We start from the raw sequence: 21,624 nt of genomic DNA on the forward strand, positions 1-21,624 counted from the left end.
GCTTTGTGTTCCAAGCATATAATCTTGTTCCGGTGCTGAATGTGTATGAAAATATCGTTCTACCCATTGAACTGGACGGTGGCAAGGTCAATAAGGATTTTGTTGAGCAGATCGTACAGACCCTCGGACTGGAGAAAAAGCTGGATGCTCTGCCTAATCAGCTTTCCGGTGGTCAGCAGCAGCGTGTGGCAATCGCTCGTGCATTGGCGGCAGCTCCGGCTATCATCCTTGCTGACGAACCGACAGGCAATCTGGATTCCAAGACCAGCCAAGATGTATTGAGTCTTTTGAAAGTCACCAGTCAAAAGTTCGCCCAGACAATCGTAATGATTACGCACAACGAAGAAATTGCGCAGATGGCAGACCGCATTATCCGTATCGAAGATGGACGGATCGTCACCAAGAACTAACAGGAGGTGGCGAAGATGAATGTCAAGAACAGAAAATGTATCAGAAAATTAAGCTGGCGCTCTCTATGGGCATCCCGTAAGCGTAACATCATTGCAATTATTGCCATTGCCTTGACTGCGCTGCTATTTACCTCGCTGTTTACCATTGTAATGTCCATAAATTCCAGCTATGAAATGTACACGTTCCGTCAAGTCGGTGGTTACTGCCACGGAACCTTTAAGGAAGTAACAGAAGAACAGATTGAGAATATATCAGCTCACTCAAACGTAAAAGCCGTTGGCAAACGCATAACCATTGGCTATATGGACAGTGGGATTTTCGCAAAAACTCCAGCCGAAGTTAGCTTCATGGACGACAACTGTACTGAATGGAGTTTCGCAGAACCCACTACAGGACATGCCCCAGAAGGAAGAAAGGAAATCACCATGGACACCCATGCTTTAAAGCTATTGGGTGTTGAGCCGGAAGTAGGAGCAGAAATTGAACTGACCTATACCGTTGGTGCTTTATCCGAAATACCTTATGAGAAAACAGATACATTTACGCTGGCGGGATGGTGGGAATATGATGATATAAGTCCCGTTCATTATATCAATATCAGTGAAGAATACGCAAAAGAAATGGAAACGGAAGCTATATCCAAGGGACTGGAGCCGTTTCGTATTGATCTGAATGTGATGATGGCATCCAGCATGAATATCCGTGGTCAGATGGAACAAGTGGATCTGGACTTGGGATATGCTTGGGACAAAACGGATGAAGGAGAGCTTGTACGCATCGGTGTAAACTGGGGGTACACATCCTCTCAACTTGGCGAAAGCATGGATGCAACAACACTGATTGCAATTCTCGCTTTCCTTGCATTGGTAATCTTTACAGGCTATCTGATTATCTACAACATATTTCAGATTTCCGTTACCGGGGATATTCGATTCTATGGCTTGCTGAAAACCATTGGTGTTACGCCCCGGCAACTGAAACGTATTATCCGCCAGCAGGCACTGTTTTTGTGCATTGTCGGCATTCCCGCTGGATTATTATTGGGATATGGTGTCGGTGCAACTCTGACGCCAGTCGTAATGGCACGAACCACTTTTGGCGCCGGCGTTTCCACCGTCAGCACTTCACCGTTGATTTTCTTTGCGTCTGCTCTGTTTGCGCTAATTACAGTTTTGCTGTCCTGCTCCCGTCCGGGTAAGATTGCTTCAAAAGTTTCTCCGGTAGAAGCAACAAAGTATACGGAAACTGTTAAAAGCAAAAAGAAAAAACGCACCACCCGTGGAGCAAAAATACATCAAATGGCTTTTGCTAACTTGGGGCGCAATAAAAGGAAAACTGTTCTTGTAGTGATCTCTCTTTCGCTTTCTGTGGTGCTTCTTAATATTCTGGTTACTTTTACAGGGGGCTTTGATATGGAAAAGTATCTGGCAAAGCAGACTTGTGCAGATTTCGTGGTTAGCACTACAGACTATTTTCGTTATAGTCACTCTGGCAGCTTTATTGCCCGGGAACAAATTGCGCAAATCGAGGCAAATATTTCTCCGTCCCTTTCTGGTTGTGGTTACAAGCTGACGGGCTATGTGCCGTATGGCTGGATGAGCGAGAAACACTGGATGCAGGACATGATGCATTATACTTCCGAAGAAAATGCAAAAACTTTATTGGAACAGGAAAACCGCCGTGGTAATCTGGTGAGCCAAAGTGCATTGATTGAAGGTTTGGATGATTCCTTGTTTGATAAACTGACTGTGGTAGAGGGTGATATATCTCCGCTGTTCCAAGATGGCACAAATGCAATCGCTGTAGTAGTCAGTACAGATGATTACGGTAATGTGAGTAATCTTGATTATTATCCTCCTATAGGCTCTGTCCAAACCATAACCTATATTGATGAAGGTTATAATATCGACAGCCGCAACGGAAATCTTTGTGATGAAAATACGCCTACAGAATATATGCAGTTTCAGCTTTCAGAAAGCCACGATGTAGATTATATAGTATGTGCCTATGTCATAGTGCCACACTCTATGAGCTTCCGCTATTATACAACAGGATATAGTTTTGTGCTTCCTATCGAAAAGCTCAATCATGACAGCCGGCAGGAAAGTATTCCGATGTTTTACCTGTTTGATACGCCCGATGATATCAGCGAAGCATCTGCGGAGAATTACCTTGCTGATTTGACTGCGAATGACTTGTCCGAATTGATGTATGAAAGCAAAGAAACACTCCGAGCTGAATTTGAAGACTTTCAGAATATGTTTCTGCTGTTGGGCGGATTGCTCTGTGCCATCATTGGACTTGTGGGTGTTCTGAATTTCTTCAATGCCATTATGACTGGCATTCTTTCTCGAAAGAGAGAATTTGCAGTTTTACAGGCAGTAGGTATGACGGGCAGACAGTTGAAAGCTATGTTGGTTTATGAAGGACTATTCTACGCACTCAGTTCTGCTCTGAGCGCATTAGTCCTCTCATTTATATTAAATCCTTTGGTTGGTGATCTTCTGGAGAATATGTTCTGGTTCTTCAGTGCAAAGTTTACCATCGTTCCGGTTATTATCGCCATTCCAATCTTTGTTCTGCTTGGATGGCTAATTACTTATGTTATGTATGACAATGCTGCCAAATACAGCATTGTGGAGCAGTTAAGTGATACTCAATAATTGCGGACAACGGAAAACAGCCCTCCGCCGAGGAAAAGGCAGGGGGCTGAATGTCAATCTGACGGTTTATATTCAGTTACAGTTTTCAGATAAGTTTCGGGATCTCCGTTTAAGATAAGTCTTGCTGCCATCAAAAAATTTCAATTCCACACAAGCGGTATCCATGTTAAACTCACAAGAAACCAATCTATCCATACGGCGGACACTGGGGCTGTCTGGAATCCTCGGATTTCGGCAGATTATAGTTTTTTCCTACCTCAATCCCACATTTCCGTTTAACCTGTGAGATATAGAGGTTGGACACCTTTAACCCGGTATGCTCCAGCGCATAGTCCTTGATTTGAGTGTAGGTTGCCCCATCCTAAAATTCGGACATATCCCTATCTTCCAAAGAGAACTCAACCCGAATCTTTTTCGAGTCGACCTCACCCTTGGAAAGCAAGACAACAGTCTCAATTCCTGTGGTAAATGGGAACTGATCCACAGCCACTGCCTTTTCCACGTAATATCCTTCTTCAAGGAAAACCTCCAGATCTCTCACAAGGCTGGTGGGTTTGCAGGAAATATAAACAATCCTGTCAATCCCATAGCTGATGATCTTCGTAAGTGCCTTCGGGTGAATACCGTCACGTGGGGGATCCAGCACGATCATATCCGGCTTTTCTTTGATCTGATCCAGTACCTTCAGCACATCGCCTGCAATAAATTCGCAGTTGGTCAGACCGTTTCTCTTCGCATTTTCCCTTGCTGCCTCTACCGCCTCTTCCACGATCTCCACGCCGATCACCTTCTTCGCTACCGGAGACAGGAGCTGGGCGATTGTTCCCGTACCGCTGTAAAGATCATATACAACCTTATCTGCTTTTCCCTCTCCGTCTGTCAGGTCTCCCACGTAGTCCCTTACTGTCTGGTACAGCACCTCGGCACTCAGGGAATTGGTCTGAAAAAAGGAAAATACAGAAATCTTGAACCTGAGTCCCAGAAGCTCCTCCTCAAAAAAATCCCGTCCATACAGGATCTCTGTTCTGTCACTCTGTACCACATCTGCCACCGCATCATTTGTGATATGGAGAATTCCTGCCAGACTGCCATCCAGGGAAAGTGCAAGCAGTCCCTTCTTATATGCTGTCAGATCCACTTCCTCCTGGGAGGTTGTCACAAGGGCAGCCAGGATCTCTCCGGTACGCTTTGCCTTTCTCACAAGAAGATGACGCAGATATCCGGTATGTCTTAATCTGTGGAAAAAGCTGACATTCCGCTCTGCAAAATAATCTCTCGTAAAGGAAAGGATCTTCCTGTAATCTTCATCTACGATCTGACAGTGATCTACAGTCACGATATCATAAAAGCTGCCTCTCTTATGCATGCCAAGTGCCAGGGGACCGTCTTTTACTTCATCTCCGAAGGAAAATTCCATCTTATTCCGGTAGCCATAGCATTCCGGACTCTTCTTGATCCCTTCAAAGATCCATGGTCTCTCCTGTCTGGCAAGAACACCTGTAAGAAGCTTTCGGATCTGTCCTTCCTTGATCTTCACTTCTTCTTCATAGGGCAGCGACATATACGTACAGCCACCACAGGTTCCAAAGTGAGGACATATCTGACTCGTTTCAAGAGGTGACCTTTCTTCTACAGAAAGCAGTCTGCCCTCAGCCTTTCCCTTTCTGTTTTTCTGGATCACTGCCTTTATCTTCTGTCCCGGCAGGGCATTCTTTACCGTGCAGCTTCCTTCTTCAGTCACCACGATACCCTTATTGGGAAAATCAATTCTTTCTACTGTTCCTTCTATGATCTGTCCTTTTTTCAAATCTGTTCCTCCACAGCAAAATAGGACATGCAAAAGCTGCACATCCTATTCATGATCTCATTTATGCATATCCTTCTGCCAGAGAAAGCACCTCTCCTGAATATACCTGGAAGGTATTCCCCGCAAAACAATCCTTTCTTTGCAGACTTCCCGGATTATTCAGCGAAATCTTCCTCAGACGCTGCATTTTCAGATACCTGTTTAGCAGGCTTCTTCTCTGCATCCCCATCATCCTCTTCAAAGAAATCATCTTCAAAATCATCATCGAAATCATCATCATAATCTTCCAGATAATCCGGTGTGAAGTAACGGTATACAAGGAATGCGATTCCTGCTACAGCAGCAACAATACCGATAATGGCAAATACCCATACCAGTGTATTATTTTTCTTCTGCTCCTCTTCCTTCTTATTAAAAAATTCTTTCAGCTCCCTGAGATCGTGAGCTTTCATAAGATCCATCATTTCTTCCACTCTGTTCATAAAAGATACCTCTCTTTCCTATGCGGGCACAAAATCATATCCCATTCCAATTCATGCCATTAGTATAGCATTTTGTGAACATTTTTACTACCTGAATTTATAATTTTTTGAGTTTTGCAAATCCTGCATACATGATCTTCTGTCCGGCTTCATCAAAATCTACCGTTACCTTGTAATCTCTCGGTCCCGGCTCCATAGCAAGCACAGTTCCATCTCCGTATTTGATATGGGAAACCCTGTCCCCTGCATCATAATCCGGTTTTCCTGCAGCATTTCCTCCCCTGGTGATTCCAAGTGATCCAAAAGAGCTTATTCCCATTTTGGTTCCGGCACTTGCGATATAAGGTTTATTTTCTGCAGCGGTTCTTTTTTTAGTCAGCACCGCTGCAGGCTTTGTCCTCGAAGGCTGCAGCAGATCATCATCCCGGTAGGCCGGCTTTGGCATCCGGTTATCCAGAAGTTCCGGCGGAATCTCCTTCACAAAGCGGCTCACTGCATTATACTGCGTCTCGCCCCGTATCATTCTCATTTTAGCACAGCAGATTGTCAGCTCCTTCTTTGCCCTTGTTATTCCCACATAGGCAAGCCGCCTTTCCTCTTCAATCTCAGCATCTCCATCTGCTACGATGCTCATATAGCTCGGAAAAAGACCATCCTCCATGCCTGTCAGGTAAACCTGGGAGAATTCCAGCCCCTTGGCACTGTGAAGTGTCATCAGAAGGACTCTGTCATCATCCTCATCCACACCATCAATATCCGCCACCAGCGCCACTTCCTCCAGGAACTCACTCAGAGAAGGCTCATCATGGGTTTCTTCATAGGATGCCACCTTACTGACCAGCTCATCGATATTTTCAATCCTCGTCTGTGCCTCTTCCTCACTGTCTGCCTCCAGATCCCTGACATATCCTGTCGTTTCAATAATATCCTTGATCAGATCCGTCAGCGTATACACCTGGAGCTTACTGCGGAACACCTTTATCATATCCACGAAGGGCTTAAGCTTTGCACCACTTCTTCCTATGGTACTGATCTCATCCGCCTGCTTCAGTGCATCATAAAAGCTGATCTCTTTTTCATCTGCATAATCCTGTACTTTGGCAATCGTCGCAGCACCGATCCCTCTCTTCGGGATATTGATGATACGCTTTACGGAAAGATCATCCCGTCCATTATCAATCGTCTTCAGATATGCCAGAAGATCCTTGATCTCTTTTCTGGAATAGAAGTTCACACCGCCTACCACATCATAGGGAATACCCTCTACGATAAACCTCTCTTCCAGAAGACGGGCCTGCGCATTGGTACGGTAAAGCACTGCGCAGTCCTTATACTGATAGCTGCCATTCCGCTTCTTCCTTGCCACATCATCTGCAACAAATTCAGCCTCTTCATAGGCATTGTCAAACTGCCGGAAATGAATCCTCTCTCCAGCTCCCTGATCTGTCCAGAGAGCTTTCTCCTTTCTGCCTATATTATTCCGGATCACAGCATTTGCTGCATCAAGCACATTCTGGGTAGAGCGGTAATTCTGCTCAAGCCGGATCACTGTTGCTTCCGGATAGTATTTTTCAAAATCCAGTATATTGCGGATATTGGCTCCCCGGAATTTGTAGATAGACTGATCATCATCACCAACCACACACAGATTATGTCTGTCTCCGGCAAGCAGCCGGATCAGCTCAAACTGGGCACTGTTAGTATCCTGATACTCATCCACCATAATATACCGAAACCGGTTCTGATAGCTCTGCAGCACATCCGGGCAGTCCTTAAAAAGCTCTACCGTCTTCATGATCAGATCATCAAAATCCACTGCATTGTTCTTTTTCAGTGTCTGCTGGTACTCCTGGTACAAGGCGGCAATCTTCTGCTTATGATAATCTCCTGCCGCACTCAAGCTGTATTCATTCGGGGAGATCAGTTCATCCTTTGCAGAGGAGATCGCTGATAACACCGTTCTCTCCTTTAATACCTTGGTATCCACATTCAGCCGTTTACATATATCCTTGATCACCGATTTCTGGTCATCTGCATCGTAAATGACGAAATTTGTATCATAGCCGATCCTGTCAATATACCTCCTGAGGATCCTGACACAGGTAGAGTGAAAGGTGGTGATCCATGCACTGTCTGCAAAGCCAACCAGGCTCTCCACTCTTTCCTTCATCTCTCCGGCAGCCTTATTGGTAAAGGTGATCGCCATGATCTGATAGGGATTAATACCCATTTCTTCTATTAAATAAGCGATCCTGTGTGTCAGCACACGGGTCTTTCCGCTCCCGGCACCTGCCAGCAGAAGAACTGGTCCCTCTGTCGTAAATACCCCCTGCTTCTGCTGTTCATTTAATGTATCATAAATACTCATTCCAAAAACTCCTGCTTAAACTTCTGTAACCCGATGGAATGTCCACGCATATAAATTCAATTCCACAACCGGTGTCCCGCAATAAGCGCACACCTTTTCTCCAAGCCCTGATATGGGCGCTCCACAGTTCGGGCAGTTGATGCCAAGAGACAGATCCCTTTCATCCTGCACCTTCTCCCTGTCCTGTATATACACAAGCTCTGTGTTGTACCTTGTCTGCTTTTCCCTGTCCCGGCTGCCCCTTACAAGCTCACCGGTTTCTGCAGTCACATAATACCGGTATTGCAGGGATGTCTGAAACATGACAGTACATCTTCCTTCTCTTTTCTTGTAATCTGTGATCTCTGTACGATGGATCCTGACCTTCTCAAAATGTTCTCTTTCCCCGCTATTCTTCTGCTGGACGATCTTCATTTCAAGCTGATCCCTCAGTTCCTGGCTTCCTTCCTTCAAAAATCCCTGATCTGCTGCAGAAACCGCCATCAGATAAGAGGTCAGGACATTTTCAGCCCTGACCCTCATATCATCATATTGAAACTGTGGAAAATCTTTCTTAATTTTCGGAAGATAAAGACCTGTCATTGCCGACACCGATTTCGGGGTTTCCTGATACTCCTCCTCGACTCTGTCAAATCCTTCCTTCAGGGAATCTGTTCCAAATACCTGTCTGGAAAAGTCCCGGATCCCTCTTTTCAGACGGCTGATCCCGTATGCTGCTGCACCGATCACACAGAGCAGCAATATCAGAACCACTGCTGCCATTATCAGCGTCATATTCATAGCTGTCTTTTCCTTCCCATATCTTTTATGAATTAGCAAGCAGCCAGATAAGTACGCAGATAGCAATAATACCTGCCACAGTGATAATCACCTTTGGTATAGAAATCGGAGTCTTGCCGGATACCTTGCCGGTCTGTCCGTTGACCATAAACTGGTATACCTTATCCTTGTACTTGTAGCTGGAGATCCATACCGGCAGGAGCAGATACTTGTAGGTCACATCATAATATCTGGTAGATAATTTCAGGTTTTTCACATGATCTGCGTTCTTCTCTGTCCGGATCTTGCTTTCAATGGCTTCTCTCAGCTTAAACTTAATGCTTTCCTTTGCCATCTGGAAGGCTTCCTTTAAGCCAACAGCGTACCGTTCTGCTGCAAAGCCTGCTACATACTCCGGCTTATAGCTCTTATTCTCTTCTGTCTTGTAAGGCTCCAGTCCCTGCAGCATGGACTGATTATGATTGGTCGTCGCACAGACAAGCTCATCATCGATCGTTTCCCTGTATACACCCTTTGTCGGATACCAGTCTGTGACCGTTTCTTCCTTATCCCCATTGCGCACGGTACGATCCTTACCATATTCTCCACGGTATTCCGTTTCCGTCTTAGCATCAAAGGTCCAGTAGGGAAGATAAACTCCTTTAAAACGCTTTGCCTTTGCACTCTCTTTTGCAAGCTTCGGACAGAACCATTTCTTTTTGATCCAGTTTTTAAATAAACCAGCCGCTTTTTCGTCTGTTACCTGGAACGGCACGACACCTCCCGGTGCCATGGTCTTCTGATCAGAAGCCTCCATAACCTGATTGGAACCGCAGAACGGACATACGCCGGAGATCTCCAGTGCATCATAAACCGTTTCTGCGCCGCAGGCCTTACAGATCACCGTCTTCTTCTCTGTACCCCAGTTACAGTTTTCCGTCTGCTCTGCCTTGTCAAGATCAAGCTCCTGTGCCTTTGCAGGCTGTGTTTTTTCCTTCCTGATCTCTTCTGTATGTCCGCAATACGGACAGGCAAGTCCCCCTGTGGTCGGGTCAAATTCCATGACACCACCACAGCTTGGACATTTTTTATCTGTTTCTTCTAGTGTTTTGGTTTCCCTTGCTTCCAGGTTCTCTTCAAATCCACTCATCATTCTCCCCTTTTCTCTGATGGCTTAATGGATATCGTTATCGTCAAAAGGATCGCCGCACTCCGGACAGAATTTCGGAGGATTCTTGGGATCTTCCGGCTCCCAGCCGCATTTGTCACACTTGTAAAGCGGTACGCCTGCAGGCTTCTTTGCGCCGCAGTTGCTGCAGAACTTGCCTTTATTTATAGTACCACAGCTACAGGTCCAGCCATTCTCTTCCGTTTTTTTGGCTCCGCATTCTACACAGAACCTGCCAGTATTGACTGCCCCACAGCTGCAGGTCCAGCTATTACCCGCCTGTGAAGCTGCAGCTGTCTGTGCAGGTGCTGCCTGAGCCGGAGCTGCCTGCTGCGTGGGTGCTGCCTGCTGTGCTGCTCCCATCTGGAACAGCTGCTGTGCATTCATGCCCCCTGCCTGAGTTGCCATATTCATGCCTGCAAATGCCATCATGGGTCCTGTGGAGGTATTGGACGCTGCTGCCTTCATAGCCTCTGCCTGTGCACCGACAAGCGTTGCTGCTGCCATATTGGGATTGCGAAGGACTGCGCTCTTCTGCAGATCCTTGATCATCTTCTCATCTTCCTCAGATGCCTTCATGGAATTGACACCGAAGGAAACGATCTCAATACCTCTGAGCTGTGCCCATTTCTCAGAAAGGACATCATTCAGGGCATCTGCCAGCTCCATGGTATGTGCGGGTACTTCACTGTAACGGACACCCATGGCGGAAATCTTTGCAAATGCAGGCTGCAATGCTGTCATAAGCTCTGTTTTTAACTGGCTGTCAATCTCTCTTCTCTCATAATCCTCTGTCACATTGCCGCAGACATGGGTATAGAAAAGAATGGGGTCTGTAATATGATAGGAATATTCACCATTGCAGCGGATGGCAATATCAATATCAAGACCGATGTTATTATCTACTACACGGAACGGTACCGGACTTGCCGTACCGTATTTATTTCCCATAATTTCCTTGGTATTAAAGAAATATACCCTCTGATCCTTGGCTGTATCTCCGGCAAAGGTGATACGTTTTCCAAAGGTCTTAAAGGAATTCACAATATTATCTCCCAGCTTGCCATAGAAGATACTGGGCTCTGTGGAAGCATCATAAGTAAATTCTCCTGCCTCCGCACAGATCTCAACGACCTTACCCTGATCCACGATGATCATACACTGTCCTTCATTGACAGCGATCACGGAACCATTGGAAATGATATTTTCATCCCCCTTGTTATTGGCAGCACGCCCCTTGGTTCTTCTGTGTCCCTTGGTTACCAGTACATCTGACTCCAGTGCATCACAATAGAAATACTCGCGCCACTGATCCTCCAGAACCCCTCCTGCTGCACCTTTGATTGCTTTGATTAATCCCATTTTACAGTCCTCCGTTTTGTATTATGGGGAAGCCGGCGGTTCACTGACTTCCCCACGCATTCGACATTCCGTTTTATCTTATGTCCGGTATGTCCCCCTATATGCCTTATATTATTATATCTATTTTGAAAGCTTCTGTCTATACACTTTCCGTCCCGTCATTGCTATTCCTGACAGCATTTTATTTCCTTCTTCCCTGCTTTTTCCTTACCTGCATGCTTTTTCTGCAAATTCAGTTGTCACCAGAGCCTCATAGGGCACTCTTTCCGGCAGCTCCCCGGCTTCTTCCAGGATATTCTGCAGCAGTATAAAGGCATCCTCCTCAAAGACCAGATCTGTTTTCCATGTATCCTGATCGTAATAACGCTTCACGATCCTTTCCAGCGTTTCCACCTCTGTTTCCTCAAATTGAGGGGCGATCACCACTGCAATTTCCTCCGGTGTATGGCTGTTCACATAATCCATCCCCATTTGCAGAGCATAGGTAAATGCCTGGATCACATCCGGGTTCTCTTCGATATAGCTTTTTCTTGCGCTGAATGCCGTATAAGGCACATAGCCGGATGCTTCACCAAGGGAAGCCACCACATAACCATCCCCCTTCGTCTCAAGTGCTGTCGCATGCGGCTCAAACTCTACCGTAAAATCCGCTGTGTCACTTCCGGAAAAGGCAGCTGCTGTAGACCCAAAATCGATACTCTGGTCGATCGTAAGATCTGCCTTCGGATCAAGGCCGTTCTTTTTCAGAATATATTCAAATACCATCTCTGGCATACCGCCTGCACGACCGCCAAGCACTGTTTTCCCTTTCAGCATGGAAAAGTCAAAGTCTGGCATTTCCTCCCTTGCTACGAGGAAATTTCCTGCACGCTGGGTAAGCTGTGCAAAGTTCACCGCATAATCCTGTGTCCCTCCTGCATAAGTATAAATTGTTGCTTCACTTCCCATAAAGCCAATGTCTGCTTCCCTGGTCAGCACTGCTGTCATGGTCTTATCAGCACCAAAGCCGGTAACCAGTGTCAGATCTATCCCCTGTTCCTCAAAATATCCCTCTTCGATCGCCACATACATAGGTGCATAAAAGATACTGTGTGCTACTTCATTCAATGTCACACTTATCCTCTTCTCTGCCCCGGCATCTGTCTTTTCTCCTTTTTCACAGCCAATCAGCACCGACAAGACCATGCCTGCCAAAAGAAGCAGGGACACACCTTTTCGAATCAGTTTTCTTTTCATGATTTTCTCCCTTTTCCGGATAAAATTTTCACTGCTTTATCCTATGAGAGTGTCTCAGAAAATGTGACCTCAGGAAAGAAACATGAAAAAATCCCGAAGAGAGTACAGCCTACCAAAGCTGTACTCTCTCCAGGATTCCCATGCACATGGAAAAGCATGCTACCATTATCATCAGCAGAATTGCCGGAAAATCATATACCATTTTCTGCTGCTCTTCCATTCCTCCCTCTTCATTCATCACCCGGCAGGTTTTCCCGCTGCTTGCAAGAAGCACCTCTATGCCAAGCATAATCAGGAGCACCGGCCAGAAACGGATCACCTCGTAAGGGTTAAAGAACGGAAAGAAAAGTCTTCCCAGAAACAGGACACCCGTCAGCACCAGTGTGATGCCTGCCGTAATGGTTCCCACCCGGTGGATATAAACCGTCTTTCTGCCCATTTATGCTTCCCCCTCCCTGTCAGGGTTCTCCGATGCTGCACTCTGATCAGCAGCTTCCTGTTCTCTGTCCTTTATGGGTTCTTCCCTGTACAGTTCTTTCTTCTTTCCACGGATCATGTGCACACCAAGTACAATGATCAGAACAGAGGCTATGAGCCTCGGCACATAATCACTGATCGTAAACAGCAGCTCATAGATATATTCCGGCAATACCCTGTATGCCCAGAGCATATCTACGCCTGTTCCCCACAGAAGCCATACACCGAGCACGATCAGCAGTACTGCAATTCCCCTGGAATTTCCCTGAAGCTTCCTTTTTCCTTTTTGGAACAGCTCCATGCCAAGGATATCATTATCCTCCACCTGTGCAAATTCCTCGTCACTTAAGGATGCCAGATGATTGGCATGGAAGAATCCGTATGCCCATATCACAACCGCCAGAATGGAAAGTCCTTCCAGTCCAAGGAATGACGGGATCATGATCATTCCAAGGAAAAACAGCATCAGCTCTGTTCCTGTCCTCATAAACCCCATATACATTTCTGCCGCTCCCGGCATCAGTGAAAAACAAAATGTCAAAAATCTGTTCTTTTTCTTTGTTTTCATTCTTTTTCCTCCATTTTATCCTGTCTGCTACAGATCATTTGCTAATATCTTTTCTTTTGCTTCCCGCACACCGTTATTCAGCCTGTCAAAAAGCGTTTCCGGCTTCTTTGCACGATATTCGGGATCATTCAGGTCCTCTCTTGTGATCCTTGGTCTGTCCTCCTCCTGAAGCACTCCAGCCCGGCTGATATCACTGCCATCCCGGAAAGGATTGACGATCAGAAGGGTAAGCGCTGCCGCCATGCCTGCTGCCACCTTCAGGACATATACGGCGAAGGGAACCGTCTTTTTTTCTTCTGTCTTTGGCAGTTCCGGCGGAAAGACCTTCTTCATGATCTCTTCCTTCAGATGCTCCGGTGCATACAACTCCTGCTGCTCCAGTTTCTCAAGGAAAGCATTTAATTCCTCATCTGTTGGATAATTTTTCATTTCAGATCCTCCCTTCGGTACTTCTTCTTCAGCATATCCCTTGCCCGGTAAATCTGGGTCTGTATGGTCTTGCTGTTCATGCTTCTGTCTCTGGCAATCTCTGCAACAGTCTTTTCCTGCAGATAATAGGCTCTGGCAATCTCATCATAGGGTGGCTTCAGAGAATCGCAGATCTGTGCAAAGCCGCTTTTGATCTCCGTTTCCACGCACTGCTCTTCCGGCCCGTCCCGCCCTTCCGTCATCACCTCAAAAAAGCTGTCTTCCGTCGGGATATTCCTTTTGGCTGAACTTCTGACATAATCAATGCTCTTGTTGACTGCTATCCTGCAGATCCATGCCTTTTCATTATTGCCGTCAAAGGTATCGTACTTCTGATAAACAGAAAGAAAGGTTTCCTGCGAAAGATCCTCTGCTGCAAAATAATCTTCAGTTACTTTATAACAAATGGAAAAAACAAGCTTCTGATAGGTATCGATCAGCTCTGAAAGCCGGCTTTTTGAACATATGGATCCATTTCCCTGCATGGCCTGTTTCCTCCTCTGTTTAGTAACAGCGCAGCTTCCGCTGCCCTTCTATACAGTATAACGCAGCAGCCCTTCCGTTTTCTTCAGGAATTTTATATTTCTGAAAAAACTATTTTTTATCAAAAAAGACCAGGCCTTTGCCTGATCCTTTCTCTCTGCTCTCTGTCCTGTTCTATTTTCCCTTCTCCTGCTCCCCGCTTTTACGGAGCTCATCCACCATCTTCTCGATCAGTAGCTTCTTAATATAAACATCGAAGCCCAGCAGACCCACGAAAGAGAACATTCTCAAAAATTCCCTGTCCTCCTCCGGTGCATCTTCAAAGATTCCCTGTGCCGTCTCAAATTTATGCAGGATATCCTCCTTCAGTACTTCTACCTGAGATTTTTCAAGACTGAAAACCTCATCATAGATCCGGCTTATATCTATATTCCCATCAGTCTGGAAATACTTCCTGGATACAGGCTCCAGAAGAGTCTGTATATCATTGATGGAAAGAATTCCCTTGAAATAGTAAATAAAGATCAGCATCAGTACATGTTCCTTACTGTACTTCTTCTTTACCGGCGGCGGCAGAAGATCATTCTTGGCATAATTATTAATCATGGTCTTGGTCAGAACCTTGTCACTCTCCGGATTCCTTGATGTATTTTTCAAACGGTTTTCCATGAAGGTAGTAACCTGATCCATGTACAGATCAATACCCGGTATGTCCTCTGACTTGATATGCTGTATCCTGTCAAGGCTTTCCATAATACTGTTTAGCAGATCATCTTTATCTATTGTCATTTTATCGTCACCTCGCAAGCCTCTGTATAAGTGCTTCCATTCTCTATATTATATAGTATTTAAAACCACATAGCAAGTAGAAGCCTGTATTTTTACAATTTTCTTTACTTTAAAACTTTAATATGTTAAAATCTTACTGATCAGGAGATTAGAAAGGAGAATTCCCTTTTATGAATAAGAAAATAATGACACCAGCTGTAGATGAGCTGTTTGATGCGATCTTAAGCCTGCAGTCCAAAGAAGAGTGTTACAGTTTCTTTGAGGATCTATGCACCATCAATGAGCTGCTCTCCCTATCCCAGCGTTATGAAGTTGCCTCCATGCTGCGTGACAAAAAAACCTATCTGGAAATTGCTGAAAAAACAGGAGCCTCCACAGCTACAATCAGCCGTGTAAACCGTTCTCTCAACTATGGAAATGATGGCTATGAGCTTGTTTTTGAAAGATTAAAGGGACAGTCCTGAGTAAGGAATGTCCCTTTTATTACCTTTATTTCAGCAGTATTTACTTCCGCTCTCTGCCGGTCTAACCATTGATATCGATCATCGTCATGGGATCGATATAAGCATCATCCTTCATGATCTGATACCCCAGCTTCTGATTATCCTCCTCTATGGTAAAGAGAATATAACCCTTTCCCAGTTCTTCTCCTGCCTTAACAAGCGCTGTGCCATTGTTACGATACACTGAGCAGTAACCATTTCCGTGATCTACCACGATCTTGGTTCCATACTCTGTATCCGCATCCACACTCAGGACAACACCTGTACCTGTTGTCAGGACATTGACACCTGCAGCAGCCGTAAAGACCAGCATCGGATCACCCTCTGTGGCCTCTTCCATGGTAGCGGATCCACTTAAGGGGAATCCCTTGGGCAGTGCATTCTCTACGGTTTCCTGTGAAATCGCATCTTCTGTAGCTGCCTTCTTGCTGACAGTCTCACTCAGGACAGTAACCTTGTTGGAAAGCGTACTGTTCTCTACACTCAGGGCTTCATTTTCATCCGTCAGATTATTGATCGTCACAAGCTGATCCACCAACTGGCTTCTTGCATCCTTCAATGTGATCGAATCATAGATAAATCTGCAGATCACACCAACGATCATCAAGAAAAGAACAATGGCAGCCACCTCTACGATCCCTGAGCTGATATGTCTCTGTTTCATGACACCCTCTTCATTTTCTGTTACAAGAAGAAGGGCAAATTTACTTTTTCTCTTTTTATTTTGCTGTTCCATTACTTCCGTGTCACCTCCGGATCTGTTATGATAGCATGACAAAAAAACGTTACATAAGCGTTATTTTAGCACAGATGGCGGATTTACACAAGTTTTACACAGAAAGCTTCATACTTCCTTCACAAATCAGACCTTTTTTTCTCATAAATTCACTGATCCCAAAAGCCATGATACCGGGCAGTAAAAAGTGCATAACCGCGATTTCAAGCAGGACGATCACAGGAGACACGCCTTCGGAAACCATGGTCTGATAGGCATTGATCTGTCCTACAAGACCGGCCGTTCCCATACCGGAGCCTGTAGCATTATTAGTCATATGCAGTACCATGGTCGATACCGGACCAAGAACTGCACTTGTAATAATCGCAGGAAGCCAGATCAGGGGATTTTTCACAATATTTCCAATCTGCAGCATACTGGTTCCAAGTCCCTGGGCCAGCAGTCCATTTACCTTATTTTCCCTGAAGGATGCCGTAGCGAAGCCGATCATGTTCGCACAGCATCCAACAGTTGCTGCTCCGGCTGCGATTCCATTCAGTCCAAGGATGATCCCAAGTGCCGCTGAACTGATCGGCAGCGTCAGGATCATTCCCATCAGAATAGATACTACGATCCCCATCAGGAAAGGTGCCTGCTCCGTTCCCCAGTTGATCATGCTGCCAAGCCATGTCATGAAGGCCGAAATAGGAGGTCCCAGGATCAGTCCCACACTGCTTCCTGAAACAATACATACTAACGGTGTGACGAGGATATCCACCTTCGTCCTGCCGGAAACAATTCTTCCTATATAAATACATACCATTGCTGCAATAAAAGCACCGAGTGGTTCTCCTGGCCCCTGCAGTACCATGGCTCCATCTATGAGTACTGTCCCTGCCAGAATTTTTGAAGCAAATGCACCTGCCATTCCTGCTGTTCCACAGGAAATGATCACGAGAGGATCTGCCTTCAGCCGGATCGCTGCTCCGCAGCCTATGCCTGCTCCTGTCACCGCTGCTGCAAACTTCCCCATCATAAACAGCATGCTTCCTGCTGCACCCGGGATCAGGCTGCCAATCTGCTGGATGATCGTTCCAATGATCAGCGTAGCAAAAAGTCCAGATGCCATACCGCTGAGTCCATCGATAAAAATTTCATTCAGATATTTTTTCCATTGTTTCATATATATTCTATTCCTTTCTGAAATTCCTTTTACTCCGCCTTTTAGCATATCTTACCTGCCATGATATTTCAATCACAAAAGTATCTTTTTTAGAATTCACAAAACTTTCACAAATCCTACAAATTTCTTTACTTTTTAAAGTAGTTGTGCTATTCTGAATTTGTTGCAGCACAGGGCTGCAAAAATTTATATTTTTTATTTATATGTGGAGGTATCTACGATGAACAAAGGTACAGTTAAGTGGTTCAACAATCAGAAAGGATACGGTTTCATCTCTGACGAATCTGGAAATGACGTATTCGTACACTACTCAGGACTGAATATGGAAGGCTTCAAGTCTCTTGAAGAAGGCGCTTCTGTAGAGTTTGATGTAGTAAATGGTGAAAAAGGACCTCAGGCCGTAAACGTAACCAAGTTATAATCCGAGAGATTTATAACGCATTAATTCAATAACACGATGTGCCTGTTCTTAAATATAAATGTTATATTTTATTTAGAATTTGCTATTGTTTTAAGGAATTAAGGAAAATCCCCATCTTTGCAGATGGGGATTTTTTTGCGCCTGTCATCCGTGTCCTGATCTTCCCTTCTCCGTCCTCTGTCCAAAACCCTTTTCCTGTGATCTGCTGCACTGTATTTCCCGGTTCACTGCGTCAAAGCGGCGCATTGCAGTTTCTATCCTCTTCCTGTAGAATAAGGTTAATTTGCTGAAACAAAGGAGAGCTGTTATGAATCGTGAATCTTTCAAATCCCGGCTTGGCTTCTTACTGGTCAGTGCCGGCTGCGCCATCGGTATTGGAAATGTCTGGCGTTTTCCCTATGTTGCCGGAGAAAATGGTGGTGGCCTTTTTGTACTTCTGTACCTCGTTTTCCTGATCCTTATGGGTCTCCCTGTCCTTACCATGGAACTGGCTGTAGGACGTGCCAGCCGCAGGAGCGCTGTACAGGCTTACCAGGCACTTGAAAAACCCGGCAGTAGGTGGCATATTCACGGATGGTTTGCCATTCTTGGCTGTTATCTGCTGATGATGTACTACACCACTGTTTCCGGATGGATGATCTCCTATTGCGTAAAGTTTGTAACTGGTACCTTTCGGTCCGGCATGAGTACAGAGGATACCAGTGCTGTTTTCTCTTCTCTTCTTTCCAGTCCTCTGCAGATGGGCTTTTTCATGATCCTTACTGTCGTTGCTGGCTTTCTGATCTGCAGTAAGGGTCTGCAGGATGGGCTTGAAAAGATCAGCAAGTTCATGATGATCGCCCTGCTTTTTCTGATCATTATACTGGCTGCCCACAGCCTGACTCTTTCAGGGGCCTCCGAGGGTCTTTCCTTCTATCTGATCCCAAGCTTTTCCACAGTACAGAATGTCGGTCTTGGCAATGTTATTTCCGCTGCCATGAACCAGGCCTTTTTCACATTAAGCCTTGGGGTTGCTGCCATGGAGATCTTTGGAAGCTATATGAGTAAGGATAATACCCTGGCAGGTGAGGGAATCCGCATCTGTGCCCTTGATACCTTTGTTGCCATTATGGCAGGTCTTATCATTTTTCCCGCCTGCTTCAGCTACGGTGTTGAGGTCAATGCAGGTCCGCAGCTTATCTTTATTACATTACCAAATGTATTTGTCAATATGGCTGGCGGTCGTATCTGGGGATCCCTGTTTTTCCTGTTTATGACCTTTGCCAGCTTCTCAACTGTGATCGCTGTATTTGAAAATATCATGTCCTTCTGTATGGACATGTTTGGTATCAGCCGCAGGAAAGCCGCACTGATCAACTGTATTATCATCCTCATCGCCAGCCTGCCCTGTGTACTCGGATATAATCTCTGGAGTGATCTCCACCTGATCGGCGGAAGGGATGTCCTTGACAGCGAGGATTTCCTTGTCAGCAACCTGCTCCTTCCCCTCGGCTCTCTTGTTTATCTGCTCTTCTGCGTCACGAGGTGGGGCTGGAGCTTTGACAATTATCTTGAAGAAGCTAATACAGGAAAAGGCATTAAGATCAGCCGTTTTCTAAAGCCTTACTTCCAGTTTATTCTGCCTGTACTGATCCTGATCATCCTGATCCAGGGACTTTTATAAATTTCTGTATTCAAAAAGAATCCACCGGATCCTTTTTTCATATGCATGGCAGCAAAAAACTGCCGGATTCTGACCTCCGGCAGTTTTTATTTTATAACTTCCTTTCATTTCTCTCATACCAAGTTTCATTATCATCTATTTGTTATAAATTACGTTTTTTACCAAACTCTGTCTTTATAAGCTGTATCTTCATATCCTTGCTCATGCAATATACTAACCATCCTGTCTAATACTATTTTACATGACACCTTAAACCACTTTCTTTCCCCAAATCTTTTTATCAGCTTAGGGCTGAGCACATAATATGTTTTAATGAATATCCGCCCATACCAGGATTCTGCAAGTGAATAATCCCTATATCTTCTCAAAATCCATACCTGGGGACAGTCATATGATCCATAAACACATGTTGCAACATAGCATCCCTGGTCAGCATCTTTCATATAATTTTGTAATTCTGCAAATTGAGCTGATTGGTAGTCAGGATGTTTCTATTGTAGCTCTCATGTCTACACCAACAATAGAAGCAACAAGCATTCCGCCTTTCAGAATAAAATTATTCCTGTATTCAGAAACAGAAACTCTTTCTAAGAACCTTTCCATAAAATATGTTCTAATTAATGCTTGCGCAACTTCACTATTCCCGCCGGACATGTTTTTTACTTTGTCTTTAAGTTGTTTCGCTGTATGAATCATACCATTACCTCCACATACATCATCACTTCATCCCTTATCCGGCAGGAACATCAGCTTTTTCGGCATCAGAAATTCCGTTTTAATCCACGCCCAGACAAACTGCTCTGCGGTCATACCGTTGTATTTGATAAATCCCATAGCCGCAAAGGGGAACGCACCTAAGATACAAACCCAACTGAGGGTTTCCGTACCAAACCGTGGACGAAGAAAGAAATACAAACCCACCGCCACGCCGCAGGCAAGGACAGAAAAAATGAACTGTCTGAGGGACAGTCCAAAAAACATACTCTCCGTATAATTACGGATTTCCTTATTTATCTTTACTTCCAATCATAGCACCTCCTTTTTGAGTACAAAAAAATCGCCAACTGCTGTGAAGTGACGATTTGTGTATTTGATATTCTGTTTTAACGGATAAGCCAACTGTAATCTTTACGGCAGTCAAGGATATAATCCACATAAACCGTATCATCTTGGATTTGGTAAAGAACAAGATACCACTTTGCAACAAACATCTTATGATATTTATTCGTCGGTATATACGCTTCTTCAAAAAACGGAAAACGCTGTGGCATACGTTCTAAAGAACGCATTGCTTCCATAAGCTCTTGCTTTTTCGTTTTGGCAGCATCTTTACTAACCTGTGCCATAAAACAAATATGTGTTCCAAACATACGCTTTGCTCTGTCGGAAACAATGACTTTATATTTTTTATCTGACATAGGCTTATACCTCTGCGATTACGTCGTCAAGGTAAGCATCGAGCTCATCAAGAGTGCAGCCGTTTCTTCCTGCTATTCTGTCTTCTTCGACAGCAAGCAGTTCTTCTCTTAGCTTCAGCATTTTTTCCCGACGGTTATAAGTTTCAATATCCATAACAACCAAATCTCCTTCACCATTCTTTGTAAGGAATATTGGCTCTGCCGTTTTACGACACATATCTGCAATCTCGTTGTAGTTCTGGCGGATTGCTGCTGATGGACGAATATTCATATTTGCACCTCCTTAAAACAGTTGCGATAGTAATATTCTAACCATATTATACTCATTTCATGCAACAGAGTCAACGAATATAGAAAAATTTACATTTACAAGCCCATCATTTCTCTTACAACACGGTCTGCCATTTTTACTGCACCCACCAGAACGAGCATATTAAAAACAAGCTCCCCGATATAGCTCCATACCATGGTAACCGCCGCCATCGTAAGATTTGCCTGTGCATCAGCATCAATCAGCAGGACTTTTTTACCCTGCTGCACCAGACTTACACCCAGATTGACCACTGTGGTTGTTTTTCCGACACCGCCTTTCTGGTTAGTCAGAGCAATCACTTTGCAATTTGACATACTTGACTCATTTGAGGAATTAAAAACTGCAGACAATGCCACTCAGGCTCAAA

23 protein-coding genes and 3 pseudogenes are annotated in these 21,624 nt (G+C 44.9%); 5 read left to right on the plus strand and 21 right to left on the minus strand.

Annotated features, from left to right (window positions below):
- Positions 1 to 410 (plus strand): ATP-binding cassette domain-containing protein (locus WJQ40_RS02455; RefSeq protein WP_337537774.1); only part of this gene is annotated, 410 nt, incomplete at its 5' end.
- 15 nt (positions 411 to 425) lie between these two features.
- A complete protein-coding gene (locus WJQ40_RS02460) occupies positions 426 to 3,074 on the plus strand; it encodes an FtsX-like permease family protein (protein ID WP_337537775.1) in 2,649 nt (882 codons plus the stop codon).
- Positions 3,075 to 3,127: 53 nt separating this feature from the next.
- Here the strand turns inward: WJQ40_RS02460 and WJQ40_RS02465 are convergent.
- The 13 genes and pseudogenes from WJQ40_RS02465 to WJQ40_RS02525 all read right to left on the minus strand — a co-directional run bounded on the left by WJQ40_RS02465 (position 3,128) and on the right by WJQ40_RS02525 (position 15,041).
- Positions 3,128 to 3,269, minus strand: a pseudogene (locus WJQ40_RS02465) (DUF6061 family protein).
- 166 nt (positions 3,270 to 3,435) lie between these two features.
- A complete protein-coding gene (rlmD, locus tag WJQ40_RS02470) occupies positions 3,436 to 4,881 on the minus strand; it encodes a 23S rRNA (uracil(1939)-C(5))-methyltransferase RlmD (RefSeq protein ID WP_337537776.1) in 1,446 nt (481 codons plus the stop codon).
- 155 nt (positions 4,882 to 5,036) lie between these two features.
- Positions 5,037 to 5,345 carry a DUF4366 domain-containing protein gene (locus WJQ40_RS02475; RefSeq protein WP_262575186.1) on the minus strand — a complete coding sequence of 103 codons (309 nt, stop codon included), beginning with the start codon at positions 5,343 to 5,345 and terminating at the stop codon, positions 5,037 to 5,039.
- Between the two features lie 115 nt (positions 5,346 to 5,460).
- The gene (gene pcrA / locus WJQ40_RS02480; protein WP_337402299.1) at positions 5,461 to 7,731 is read right to left on the minus strand and encodes a DNA helicase PcrA; all 2,271 of its coding nucleotides are present in this window, start codon (positions 7,729 to 7,731) and stop codon (positions 5,461 to 5,463) included.
- A gap of 15 nt (positions 7,732 to 7,746) precedes the next feature.
- Positions 7,747 to 8,511 carry a zinc ribbon domain-containing protein gene (locus tag WJQ40_RS02485; RefSeq protein ID WP_337402301.1) on the minus strand — a complete coding sequence of 255 codons (765 nt, stop codon included), beginning with the start codon at positions 8,509 to 8,511 and terminating at the stop codon, positions 7,747 to 7,749.
- A gap of 25 nt (positions 8,512 to 8,536) precedes the next feature.
- Complete coding sequence (locus tag WJQ40_RS02490) at positions 8,537 to 9,640, minus strand: hypothetical protein (protein ID WP_262575022.1); 1,104 nt, start codon at positions 9,638 to 9,640, stop codon at positions 8,537 to 8,539.
- 24 nt (positions 9,641 to 9,664) lie between these two features.
- Positions 9,665 to 11,020: an SPFH domain-containing protein gene (locus WJQ40_RS02495; RefSeq protein WP_337537777.1), complete on the minus strand. Its 1,356-nt coding sequence runs from the start codon at positions 11,018 to 11,020 to the stop codon at positions 9,665 to 9,667.
- A gap of 207 nt (positions 11,021 to 11,227) precedes the next feature.
- Positions 11,228 to 12,256, minus strand: a complete 1,029-nt coding sequence (locus WJQ40_RS02500; protein ID WP_337537778.1) for an ABC transporter substrate-binding protein — start codon at positions 12,254 to 12,256, stop codon at positions 11,228 to 11,230.
- A 109-nt stretch (positions 12,257 to 12,365) separates the two neighbouring features.
- Positions 12,366 to 12,695 (minus strand): DUF5668 domain-containing protein, encoded by a 330-nt coding sequence (locus WJQ40_RS02505; protein WP_337402337.1) that lies wholly within the window; start codon positions 12,693 to 12,695, stop codon positions 12,366 to 12,368.
- Positions 12,696 to 13,301 (minus strand): hypothetical protein, encoded by a 606-nt coding sequence (locus WJQ40_RS02510; protein ID WP_337402339.1) that lies wholly within the window; start codon positions 13,299 to 13,301, stop codon positions 12,696 to 12,698. It lies immediately after the preceding gene.
- Between the two features lie 27 nt (positions 13,302 to 13,328).
- Positions 13,329 to 13,730, minus strand: a complete 402-nt coding sequence (locus WJQ40_RS02515) for a hypothetical protein (protein ID WP_337537779.1) — start codon at positions 13,728 to 13,730, stop codon at positions 13,329 to 13,331.
- Positions 13,727 to 14,254: a sigma-70 family RNA polymerase sigma factor gene (locus tag WJQ40_RS02520; protein WP_262575030.1), complete on the minus strand. Its 528-nt coding sequence runs from the start codon at positions 14,252 to 14,254 to the stop codon at positions 13,727 to 13,729. The genes WJQ40_RS02515 and WJQ40_RS02520 overlap by 4 nt, the downstream gene beginning before the upstream one ends.
- Positions 14,255 to 14,426: 172 nt before the next feature.
- Positions 14,427 to 15,041, minus strand: a complete 615-nt coding sequence (locus tag WJQ40_RS02525; protein WP_337402346.1) for a DUF1836 domain-containing protein — start codon at positions 15,039 to 15,041, stop codon at positions 14,427 to 14,429.
- Positions 15,042 to 15,211: 170 nt separating this feature from the next.
- Between WJQ40_RS02525 and WJQ40_RS02530 the strand changes: the two genes are divergently transcribed.
- Positions 15,212 to 15,505, plus strand: coding sequence for a YerC/YecD family TrpR-related protein (locus WJQ40_RS02530; RefSeq protein ID WP_118798629.1), 294 nt, complete (start codon positions 15,212 to 15,214; stop codon positions 15,503 to 15,505).
- A gap of 61 nt (positions 15,506 to 15,566) precedes the next feature.
- On the opposite strand, the gene WJQ40_RS02535 is transcribed toward WJQ40_RS02530, so the two are convergent.
- Together WJQ40_RS02535 and WJQ40_RS02540 are read right to left on the minus strand one after the other, a co-directional pair.
- Complete coding sequence (locus WJQ40_RS02535) at positions 15,567 to 16,280, minus strand: M23 family metallopeptidase (RefSeq protein ID WP_262575032.1); 714 nt, start codon at positions 16,278 to 16,280, stop codon at positions 15,567 to 15,569.
- 94 nt (positions 16,281 to 16,374) lie between these two features.
- Positions 16,375 to 17,442, minus strand: a complete 1,068-nt coding sequence (locus WJQ40_RS02540) for a PTS sugar transporter subunit IIC (protein ID WP_337537780.1) — start codon at positions 17,440 to 17,442, stop codon at positions 16,375 to 16,377.
- 220 nt (positions 17,443 to 17,662) lie between these two features.
- On the opposite strand from WJQ40_RS02540, the gene WJQ40_RS02545 reads away from it, so the two are divergent.
- Both WJQ40_RS02545 and WJQ40_RS02550 read left to right on the plus strand, forming a co-directional pair.
- Complete coding sequence (locus WJQ40_RS02545) at positions 17,663 to 17,863, plus strand: cold-shock protein (RefSeq protein WP_118798626.1); 201 nt, start codon at positions 17,663 to 17,665, stop codon at positions 17,861 to 17,863.
- A gap of 307 nt (positions 17,864 to 18,170) precedes the next feature.
- Positions 18,171 to 19,526 carry a sodium-dependent transporter gene (locus WJQ40_RS02550; RefSeq protein ID WP_337537781.1) on the plus strand — a complete coding sequence of 452 codons (1,356 nt, stop codon included), beginning with the start codon at positions 18,171 to 18,173 and terminating at the stop codon, positions 19,524 to 19,526.
- Positions 19,527 to 19,684: 158 nt separating this feature from the next.
- Here WJQ40_RS02550 and WJQ40_RS02555 read toward each other — a convergent pair whose 3' ends face one another.
- The 6 genes and pseudogenes from WJQ40_RS02555 to WJQ40_RS02580 all read right to left on the minus strand — a co-directional run bounded on the left by WJQ40_RS02555 (position 19,685) and on the right by WJQ40_RS02580 (position 21,571).
- Complete coding sequence (locus WJQ40_RS02555) at positions 19,685 to 19,969, minus strand: CFI-box-CTERM domain-containing protein (RefSeq protein ID WP_337537782.1); 285 nt, start codon at positions 19,967 to 19,969, stop codon at positions 19,685 to 19,687.
- A gap of 46 nt (positions 19,970 to 20,015) precedes the next feature.
- A pseudogene (locus WJQ40_RS02560) lies at positions 20,016 to 20,222 on the minus strand (nucleotidyl transferase AbiEii/AbiGii toxin family protein); the annotation flags it as partial.
- Positions 20,223 to 20,267: 45 nt separating this feature from the next.
- Positions 20,268 to 20,552 (minus strand): annotated as a pseudogene (locus WJQ40_RS02565) (PrgI family protein); the annotation flags it as partial.
- A gap of 77 nt (positions 20,553 to 20,629) precedes the next feature.
- Complete coding sequence (locus WJQ40_RS02570) at positions 20,630 to 20,944, minus strand: type II toxin-antitoxin system RelE/ParE family toxin (RefSeq protein WP_337537783.1); 315 nt, start codon at positions 20,942 to 20,944, stop codon at positions 20,630 to 20,632.
- 4 nt (positions 20,945 to 20,948) lie between these two features.
- Positions 20,949 to 21,215 carry a type II toxin-antitoxin system Phd/YefM family antitoxin gene (locus tag WJQ40_RS02575; protein ID WP_105309266.1) on the minus strand — a complete coding sequence of 89 codons (267 nt, stop codon included), beginning with the start codon at positions 21,213 to 21,215 and terminating at the stop codon, positions 20,949 to 20,951.
- Positions 21,216 to 21,310: 95 nt separating this feature from the next.
- The gene (locus WJQ40_RS02580; protein WP_337537784.1) at positions 21,311 to 21,571 is read right to left on the minus strand and encodes an AAA family ATPase; all 261 of its coding nucleotides are present in this window, start codon (positions 21,569 to 21,571) and stop codon (positions 21,311 to 21,313) included.
- Positions 21,572 to 21,624 lie beyond the last annotated feature (53 nt).

This window comes from Suilimivivens sp., from assembly GCF_037359455.1.
Lineage (GTDB): Bacteria > Bacillota > Clostridia > Lachnospirales > Lachnospiraceae > Suilimivivens > Suilimivivens aceti.

Excerpts from the sequence above, each read along its gene's own strand:
- WJQ40_RS02460 (WP_337537775.1), top strand. The coding sequence starts at position 426 with ATGAATGTCAAGAACAGAAAATGTATCAGAAAATTAAGCTGGCGCTCT.
- WJQ40_RS02475 (WP_262575186.1), bottom strand. The coding sequence starts at position 5,345 with ATGATGGATCTTATGAAAGCTCACGATCTCAGGGAGCTGAAAGAATTT.
- pcrA (WP_337402299.1), bottom strand. The coding sequence starts at position 7,731 with ATGAGTATTTATGATACATTAAATGAACAGCAGAAGCAGGGGGTATTT.
- WJQ40_RS02485 (WP_337402301.1), bottom strand. The coding sequence starts at position 8,511 with ATGAATATGACGCTGATAATGGCAGCAGTGGTTCTGATATTGCTGCTC.
- WJQ40_RS02490 (WP_262575022.1), bottom strand. The coding sequence starts at position 9,640 with ATGAGTGGATTTGAAGAGAACCTGGAAGCAAGGGAAACCAAAACACTA.
- WJQ40_RS02495 (WP_337537777.1), bottom strand. The coding sequence starts at position 11,020 with ATGGGATTAATCAAAGCAATCAAAGGTGCAGCAGGAGGGGTTCTGGAG.
- WJQ40_RS02500 (WP_337537778.1), bottom strand. The coding sequence starts at position 12,256 with ATGAAAAGAAAACTGATTCGAAAAGGTGTGTCCCTGCTTCTTTTGGCA.
- WJQ40_RS02505 (WP_337402337.1), bottom strand. The coding sequence starts at position 12,695 with ATGGGCAGAAAGACGGTTTATATCCACCGGGTGGGAACCATTACGGCA.
- WJQ40_RS02510 (WP_337402339.1), bottom strand. The coding sequence starts at position 13,301 with ATGAAAACAAAGAAAAAGAACAGATTTTTGACATTTTGTTTTTCACTG.
- WJQ40_RS02515 (WP_337537779.1), bottom strand. The coding sequence starts at position 13,730 with ATGAAAAATTATCCAACAGATGAGGAATTAAATGCTTTCCTTGAGAAA.
- WJQ40_RS02520 (WP_262575030.1), bottom strand. The coding sequence starts at position 14,254 with ATGCAGGGAAATGGATCCATATGTTCAAAAAGCCGGCTTTCAGAGCTG.
- WJQ40_RS02525 (WP_337402346.1), bottom strand. The coding sequence starts at position 15,041 with ATGACAATAGATAAAGATGATCTGCTAAACAGTATTATGGAAAGCCTT.
- WJQ40_RS02530 (WP_118798629.1), top strand. The coding sequence starts at position 15,212 with ATGAATAAGAAAATAATGACACCAGCTGTAGATGAGCTGTTTGATGCG.
- WJQ40_RS02535 (WP_262575032.1), bottom strand. The coding sequence starts at position 16,280 with ATGGAACAGCAAAATAAAAAGAGAAAAAGTAAATTTGCCCTTCTTCTT.
- WJQ40_RS02540 (WP_337537780.1), bottom strand. The coding sequence starts at position 17,442 with ATGAAACAATGGAAAAAATATCTGAATGAAATTTTTATCGATGGACTC.
- WJQ40_RS02545 (WP_118798626.1), top strand. The coding sequence starts at position 17,663 with ATGAACAAAGGTACAGTTAAGTGGTTCAACAATCAGAAAGGATACGGT.
- WJQ40_RS02550 (WP_337537781.1), top strand. The coding sequence starts at position 18,171 with ATGAATCGTGAATCTTTCAAATCCCGGCTTGGCTTCTTACTGGTCAGT.
- WJQ40_RS02555 (WP_337537782.1), bottom strand. The coding sequence starts at position 19,969 with ATGAAAGATGCTGACCAGGGATGCTATGTTGCAACATGTGTTTATGGA.
- WJQ40_RS02570 (WP_337537783.1), bottom strand. The coding sequence starts at position 20,944 with ATGTCAGATAAAAAATATAAAGTCATTGTTTCCGACAGAGCAAAGCGT.
- WJQ40_RS02575 (WP_105309266.1), bottom strand. The coding sequence starts at position 21,215 with ATGAATATTCGTCCATCAGCAGCAATCCGCCAGAACTACAACGAGATT.
- WJQ40_RS02580 (WP_337537784.1), bottom strand. The coding sequence starts at position 21,571 with ATGTCAAATTGCAAAGTGATTGCTCTGACTAACCAGAAAGGCGGTGTC.